This window comes from Blautia sp. HA8986, from assembly GCF_056504635.1.
Window position 1 is genome coordinate 66,586 of the sequence record NZ_JBWLUQ010000004.1, and the last position, 7,543, is coordinate 74,128.

Sequence of the window (7,543 nt, forward strand, 5' to 3'; positions counted from 1 at the left end):
TCCTTTCCTGCCCGTTAGTGGGCATTAAATATCGATTTGCTAAGGCTTCCGGTCTTGAATAATGAAAATGCAAGAATCACGGTATAAGCCGCTACTGAAAACATTGCTGCATGAAGGTCACTGGATATGGTCATTGCATTTACTAAAACTGCATAAATTCCCACACAGACCATCATGAAGAATCCCTGAAATGCCAGTGCGAACAAGCCTTTTAAATAGTTGTTTCCGATATTGCCCCATTCCTTATTGGTCATGGTGGCAAACGGAATTGGTGCTATGGAAGTATAAAGGTAAATTTCTATCATTCTTCCGTACAAGATTACCGTAATGATAATTGACAGAATGTGCATGGTAACACTGATTAACATCGTTTCCATGGATAGCAGGAACAAATCCCCTAACTCCATATCCTCCAGGGCATCCACAATCCGTGTAATTGCTTCTGTTGCATCCACCGCAGTGTTTCCTGATATCACCCCGGCGGCATTGTTGACCACATGCTGACCAACATCAAAGACCGCCATCGTGATATTGAACGTATTTGTCACCAGATAAATGGCTACATACGCTTTGAAGATCCAGAGGAAAATGTTATAAGTCTCAAATTCATGGAAATTGTTTTTCTGTGTTACCATCGTGATCAATTCATAGCACAGGACAAAGGTGATGATCAGTCCCGCAATGGGGACAATCACCGTTTGGGATATATTCTGAATCAGATTAAAAATCCCTGCATTCCATCCCTGCGGTGTCTGCCCCACCTGCCCGGCTATGGTTCCCACCTGCTCATTGACAGACGTGAACATGTTATCCAAACTTGACTTGATAAGCCCGATCAGGATATCCTTTATCGCTTCCGTAATTCTCTCAATGATGGTGTTCATCTACCACTCCTCTTAAGAGAACAATGTTGCCAGCTGTGGAATCAGGGTAGTTCCCAGCAGCATGATTCCGGCACCAGCCATCAGCTGTTTGATGCCCTGGCTCTTAGCGCCGGGATTGTCATTTCCATATCCTTCCAGAAGGTTTACGACACCCCACACGCCAAGACCTGCGCCGATTGCGACTACAAGAGTTTTTAAAGTTGTAATTGCACTGCTAAAAAATGCCATATACATTCACCAAAACTGACTTCTTTCAGGTGTTTACGGGAATGAAAAAACACCGACTAAAAAGCCGGCGCACCTAATGTCAGTTATTCCTTTCCTCATTATTTTTCGTTCATTCCCATGGTTACTCCGACAGCTCCACCTGAATTACCTCCACCTCTTCTTCGGGTTTCGGTGTGTACTGCGGATTTAACTCTTTTTCTACTTTGTATCGGTTTTTCTCATTTTCATCTGCAAGAAACCGATAATTTTTGTGTTTCGTGATATCATATTTGTCTGAGAAAAATGGTCTGGCACCACGAATCTGCAGGATACATTTTCCTCCATCCATGACTGCAATCTCATCTTCTGTCATCAGCTGTTTGCCTGTTTTCTGGTAATTCAATCCAAAGGACTTCTGATTGCTCCTCGTTTCCGAAGTGTTATACAGATCAATGGTTTCCTTACCCAGAAGTTCACTCATTTCCTTTAAAGTAGTTTTCTCTTTTCCACCAAGAAATAGTGTAGTATCACAGTTACCCAGAATGGTATCTGCACTATCCTTGTACATTGCCTTTAGCTGACTCTGTGACTGCAAAATAATAGAAGCAGAGATTTCCCTGCTTCGGATAGTTGCAATCAGCTTGTCAAACTGAGGAATTTGCCCGATGTTGGCAAACTCATCAGCGATGACACGCACATGCACCGGAAGTCTTCCACCATATTCATCATCTGCCTTGTCACAAAGCAGATTGAAAAGCTGTGACTGTAACATGGCAATCACAAAGTTAAAGGTTGTATCTGTATCTGACATAATCAAAAACAAGGCTGTTTTCCTGTCCCCAATCTTATCCAGTTCCATTTCGTCATAAGACATGATCTCACGAAGTTCTGCGATATCAAATGGTGCCAGCCTCGCACCACAGGAAATAAGAATACTTTTGGCAGTTTTGCCAGCCGCCATTTTGTATTTTTTATACTGTCTGACCGCAAAGTGCTGCGGATCTCTTTCTTCCAGTTCCTGGAACATCATATCCACTGGATTCTGGTAAGTTTCATCCTCTTCACGGGTTTCGCTTTCATTCAAAAGATCCAGAAGGGTATTCAGATTTTTTTCCTCTTCATCACCTTCATACCAGATAAAAGCAATCAGTGCTGTGTAGAGCAATTTCTCTGCTTTCACCCAAAAATCTTCGGAAGCTTTTTCCCCTTCACCTTTGGTATTAACAATGATTGTTGTAACCAGCTTCAGGATATCTTTTTCAGACCGTATATAAGCAAATGGATTGTAATGAAGCGATTTGGAAAAGTTGATAGTATTCAGAACCTTAATCACATATGGTTCGTGTACCACTTTTCCTGATTTATCTTTCATAATATTTCCATTCTTATCTTTCTTAGGTGGTCCCTTTGCTAACATCTTCCCGCACTCTTCAATCAAAGTGCCTTTCGGATCTGTAATGACCATGGAACAGTTCATCTGCATGACCGATGGTTTTACGAAAAAACGTGTCTTACCGGAACCACTGCCGCCGATGACCACTATATTTTTATTTCTTGCATACTTCGGCTGCTTCGGTCTGCTCTCCATGGTCAGTGCTTCTGTTGCTGTCAATGGAATGTTCATCCATGGATCTTCCGACATATAAGGCTTGATATCCTCTGCGGTTCCCCATCTGGCTGAACCATACTCGATGCCTTTCCGTAATTTCTTTGCGTCTACCTGTTTCTGCCAAACCAACACTTTCAGAACGACTGCAACAACAATACCTGCTAGCAGATCTTTCCAATTATTGCTTAACACAAAACCAGCAAAAATCCGGTCTGCGTGTTCCATTGCATATAAAAGTTTGTTCCCCATATCTTCTCCCGGACTGTTCCGGTAAAGAAAAAATGCCCGGTCTGCATAGAAAGCAGCCAGAGCATAAGGGATATTTGTAAGAACCAGTTTCTTTTTATCCAGGGCGGACAGCTTACCCCCGATTTTATTCTTCCACTTCTGCATCAGAATTTTGCCGCTTTTCTTTTTCATCGACTCTGCTCCTGATGCCGGTTCTTTACTTTGTCCTTCGTCTTCTTTGGCATCATTGCCCGGTAAGCTGCAAGACGCTTATGAATGGAAGGCTTATTCGCTTTTTGAATCTGTTTCTGGGAAAACTCACGGAAAGCAGCATTGAGGGCATCCTGATCACGTCCCTTGAAAAATACCAGATAAACCGGAGGATCTTTGCTCTTGTCTTTTTTCAGAGCATAATTGATCCCGTATTTTCTGGCATACCGTTCAAAGGACTTAATATTTTTGTCCGTGATCTCGATATTGACCATCCCGGCATTCTGTTTTGCCAGCTCTTTTACCGTGACCTTTCCCTGTTTCGGCTGATTTTTCTGTGCTTTCTTCTCTACTGATTTCTGCTTCTGATGACGCAGATACGCAACAAGAACCTTTTTCAACAGGTCAGCCGTAATCTTAGTAGCCCGAATACAGAACGTGACCGTTTTCTGAGTTACCTCTTCCTGCATGACTTTTCCCTCCTTTCAGCGATTCAACTGCTGTCCATATCTGTAATCATGGCAATCACCCCCTTTAATGAAAAAAACAAATTAACCGGTAATCAAGTTCTGCACCTGTACGAGTTTTTCTGTCCCTTCTTCTTTTCTCTTATCTTCTCCACCACAATAGATGGGAACACACATTTCAAGTATTCTGCTGTAAATACGCTGATGGGCAGTATCTAAATCTGCCGATTTCATTTCATTCAGTCCCAGATTCGTTGTTACGATCAGCGGAAGCATTTTACAATAGCGGCTGTCTATCACATTATAGACCTGCTCCAAAGCAAACTCAGAATTTCGTTCTATTCCTAAATCATCAATAATCAGCAACGGATAATCCACAAGATTTTGTATGATCTGGTTCTTATTTGCCTGATAGCTGGTCATTTCATTTAAGATCCTGGAAAAATTCGTCATCATGACACGTTCTCCCCGTTCCAAAAGTGCATTTGCAATACAGCCTGCAAAGAAACTTTTCCCAGTTCCAACTGGTCCCATCAAAAGCAATCCTACATTTTTTCTCTTCATATCTGTCCAGTTTTCTACATACTGCCTGGCAATTAGTATCTTCTGATTGCTTCCATTGTCATTTTCAAATTTCCATTCCCAGAATCTTCTTTCCCGAAGTCCGACAGATTTTCTCTGATAAAGCTGCCGCTGTGCTTCTTCCCGCTGCATCTTCTCATCAAGTTCCTGTCTGGCTTTTACCTCGCATTCACACAAACAGGACACTACATGCTCAAATCCCATCAGACTAACTTTCATCTGTTTTCTTTTTCCACAGATACCACAATGAAGACATCCCTCTTCATCCAGATAATCTGCTGTTACTTTATTTTCCATCACAGGCTTTCTCCTTCCTGAAATTCATATTTATCCATTCCTGCCCTGGCTCCATCTCGTTCTGACCAAAGACAGATTGTTGCAAAATGATTCTGATACTCTTTTCCACTGGATTTCATATAAACAGAAAGATGATCTATCCGTTTCTGGTAATCCCATGGAAATAGCGTCATCAACTCCTGCAGTTCTGCTTCCGACAGAACAACATTTTTAAATCTACCATACTGACTGAATTTTTCTTCCAGAGCGGGAGTATTGCCCTTACTCTTATCAGTATGATTCTTTTCAGTCTTATTTATCTTAGTATTACTTCCATCCAGATTCTTGCAGTCCGGACTTCTATTTTTTTGCGTTCCGGACTTCCAGTTTCTTGCAATCCGGATTTCCAATTCCTTGCAGTCCGGATTTCCAGTTTCTGGCGTTCCAGAAGCAAAGTATCTTACTGGCTTTCCTCTGCTCCGTTTCACAAAATTTTTCACGTATATAACAGAGGGACGATTATTCCCCTGCCGATACCGCTCGATCAATCCAATCCCATGCACACTGTCAAGCTCATAAAGAAGCTTTGTCACTGTCGTATGCGACATTCGCAACAGCTCCTGCAATTCTGCAATCGTGTAAATGATATAGACATAACCATCACTGTCAATCCAGCCATTTTTCTTGGATAGGCTGATTCGATCAAGCAGAATTCCGTAAAGGAGCTTTGCGTCTGTAGACAGGCTTGCAAACTCTTTTTCTGTGAACAGAGCTTTTGGTATCCGAAAAAAAGAAAACTGGTCAGATTCTTCTGCTCTGAAATATTCAAAATCTGCCATAGCTTATTTCCTATTCTTCCTCATTATTAAAATCACACCCTGCTGCACTACCTGTTCCATGACACATCTCATTAAACACAAAGTTGAAGCACATCATTAACTCGCTCAGATAATAATTTCTTGCTTCTTTATTGCAGGCATACATATCCTCGATATAAACCTCCTCGTTTCCATTCATTCGTGCGATCGTTTCCAGAACTTTCATAAACTTCTTATTAGAGCAGCACTCATACTGTTCATTTACATATTTCTGAATTTCCAGTACACGTTCAGGCTTTCCATCAAAAACAGATAACACGCCAAATGCCAGATCCATACCAAACTCATAGCCATCGGCTTCTACGGCATCAATATCAAGATTACCTTCTTCATCGTAATAGCCACGCTCTTCCATAGGAGTCAGTGGTGTCTCATATTCATCCAGATATCCCATATCTGCAATTGTTCCCAGAATATCTCTGGATGCTTTCACCATCTTGTCCATGATAATTTCTCTTTCTTCCATCGGCATATTTGCCATAATTCTGTCTAATGTCATCATTGATTCTTCCTCCATCTCATTTTCATAAATATCATTGATATAAAAGTGGTTCGCCTTTCCATTGTTTGGAATGATACGCACCAGATTACCAATCTGAACCAGTTCCTGTACTGCCTGATCTACGCCATATCGAGTCGTATTCAAGTCTTTTTTCATTTCACTTTTCGGATAGATTACAAACAAATCCCCTTCACCATCTACCCAGCCATTCTGCACCGCAAACTTCAAACGATCCAGAAATAAGCTATATAAAATCTTTGCTGTATTTGACAGATTTTTGTATTTTTCTATCTGGAACAGCACCTTTGGCACCTGCAGACAATCTACCGGCATATACTCCATCTTACTCATTGATTGTTTCCTCCTTCTGTTTGTACAGCACTTCGGCTGAAGTAATATTGATTTCCAGCATACCCACAAATACCTGATAGTACAGCAGGCATATCTGTTCATCCTCTCTTGCCAGATACAATCCTTCCAGTTCATCGGACGGATGTTTCATTCCATATACTGCCTGACAGATATCATGGATTTTCTCACATTCCACACTTCTAAGATGCAGCTCCAAGGTGTGGTTAAATCTCTGCCAGTCTTCCAGTTTCTGATTTACTGACATCATGCACTGGAACAGTTCCGCTGCTTCACATGCTGCTGACAGCACTACATTTTTGTTATTGATACTTCCATCGGCATTTTTCATATGCCCTACCATATACGCCTGATTTACTGAAACCATCTTTTATCCTCCTCTATCTAAACGGCATTTCTTCTTCCATGCCCTCTGGGATCTCTAAGAACCCTTCCGCATCTTCTGGAAATGGTGGTCTGTCAACCATTTTTGCACCTGCGAATTCAATCCGGTTTGCATACACTTCGGTGGTATAGATCTTTTTCCCGGTATCCTTATCTTCATAATTACCTGTGACAATCTCGCCTTCCACCATGACCTTCGTTCCCTGCATCAGATAATCTCTGGCAAATTCTGCTTTCTTTGCAAAAGCCTTTACCGGAATGAAACTGACTTCATCAGAATAATTTCTTCTGACTGCCAGAACAAACTTGGCAATCTTATGAAGTCCTTTTTCATTCTCCACTTCATTGTATCCGGGATTTCTTACCAATCGCCCGGAAATAACTGTTGTATTCATTGGCTTAACCCTCCTATGCTTTCATTGATTTGTAACAGATACCGATACATGGTCCACATTTTCCATAGACACATCCGTAACATTCATCTTTTTCCAACTCTTCCTGCTTCATTTCATCGGCAAACATTCCTAACAGCGTTGTGTAAATCTTTTTCATTGCCAGGAACTTCTCTTCTGCTTTTTCCATCTTCTCTTTGTAAAATGGAATCAGTCCACGAAGAACTGGATGGAAACGTTCATTTTCATCATCCCAGGCACAGGTTTTCATCATACAGCGTGGCTGTTTCTCATAATTGCCCAGATAATATGGGCAGAACGTACAGCCTCTTTCTTTAACAATTGCCACCGGAATCACTGGCATCTGACTTTTGATTTCCTTTGTTACATGCTTACTTTCAATTCGCTCTCTCATCTTAAAAATCCTCCAAGAATATATATATTTGCAAAAGGGAATTCCCCTGAATTGCCTGTTTTTAAGCACAAAAAAAGAGGCAGACTTACGATTTTTATTTTCGCAAGCCTGCCTCTTATCAATCTAATATTCTATTTTCC

The 7,543-nt window shown here is 41.3% G+C and carries 10 protein-coding genes; all 10 read right to left on the bottom strand.

What is annotated here, in order from left to right; all coding sequences use genetic code 11:
• Positions 1 to 14 precede the first annotated feature (14 nt).
• A complete protein-coding gene (locus tag AC04Q4_RS17840) occupies positions 15 to 884 on the bottom strand; it encodes a VirB6/TrbL-like conjugal transfer protein, CD1112 family (RefSeq protein WP_055039902.1) in 870 nt (289 codons plus the stop codon).
• 12 nt (positions 885 to 896) lie between these two features.
• The gene (locus AC04Q4_RS17845) at positions 897 to 1,112 is read right to left on the bottom strand and encodes a Maff2 family mobile element protein (protein ID WP_017144663.1); all 216 of its coding nucleotides are present in this window, start codon (positions 1,110 to 1,112) and stop codon (positions 897 to 899) included.
• A 121-nt stretch (positions 1,113 to 1,233) separates the two neighbouring features.
• Positions 1,234 to 3,093, bottom strand: coding sequence for a VirD4-like conjugal transfer protein, CD1115 family (locus tag AC04Q4_RS17850; RefSeq protein WP_476389418.1), 1,860 nt, complete (start codon positions 3,091 to 3,093; stop codon positions 1,234 to 1,236).
• Positions 3,094 to 3,116: 23 nt separating this feature from the next.
• Positions 3,117 to 3,608 (bottom strand): PcfB family protein, encoded by a 492-nt coding sequence (locus AC04Q4_RS17855; RefSeq protein WP_008371518.1) that lies wholly within the window; start codon positions 3,606 to 3,608, stop codon positions 3,117 to 3,119.
• An 81-nt stretch (positions 3,609 to 3,689) separates the two neighbouring features.
• Positions 3,690 to 4,484, bottom strand: coding sequence for an ATP-binding protein (locus tag AC04Q4_RS17860; RefSeq protein ID WP_476389413.1), 795 nt, complete (start codon positions 4,482 to 4,484; stop codon positions 3,690 to 3,692).
• The gene (locus AC04Q4_RS17865) at positions 4,484 to 5,302 is read right to left on the bottom strand and encodes a replication initiator protein A (RefSeq protein WP_177964183.1); all 819 of its coding nucleotides are present in this window, start codon (positions 5,300 to 5,302) and stop codon (positions 4,484 to 4,486) included. Before AC04Q4_RS17865 ends, AC04Q4_RS17860 begins: the two co-directional genes overlap by 1 nt.
• A gap of 10 nt (positions 5,303 to 5,312) precedes the next feature.
• Positions 5,313 to 6,194: a replication initiator protein A gene (locus AC04Q4_RS17870; protein WP_476389414.1), complete on the bottom strand. Its 882-nt coding sequence runs from the start codon at positions 6,192 to 6,194 to the stop codon at positions 5,313 to 5,315.
• Positions 6,187 to 6,579 carry a hypothetical protein gene (locus AC04Q4_RS17875; protein WP_476389415.1) on the bottom strand — a complete coding sequence of 131 codons (393 nt, stop codon included), beginning with the start codon at positions 6,577 to 6,579 and terminating at the stop codon, positions 6,187 to 6,189. The genes AC04Q4_RS17870 and AC04Q4_RS17875 overlap by 8 nt, the downstream gene beginning before the upstream one ends.
• Positions 6,580 to 6,592: 13 nt before the next feature.
• Complete coding sequence (locus AC04Q4_RS17880) at positions 6,593 to 6,991, bottom strand: single-stranded DNA-binding protein (RefSeq protein WP_005344165.1); 399 nt, start codon at positions 6,989 to 6,991, stop codon at positions 6,593 to 6,595.
• A gap of 13 nt (positions 6,992 to 7,004) precedes the next feature.
• A complete protein-coding gene (locus AC04Q4_RS17885) occupies positions 7,005 to 7,403 on the bottom strand; it encodes a hypothetical protein (protein WP_476389416.1) in 399 nt (132 codons plus the stop codon).
• Between the last annotated feature and the right edge of the window lie 140 nt (positions 7,404 to 7,543).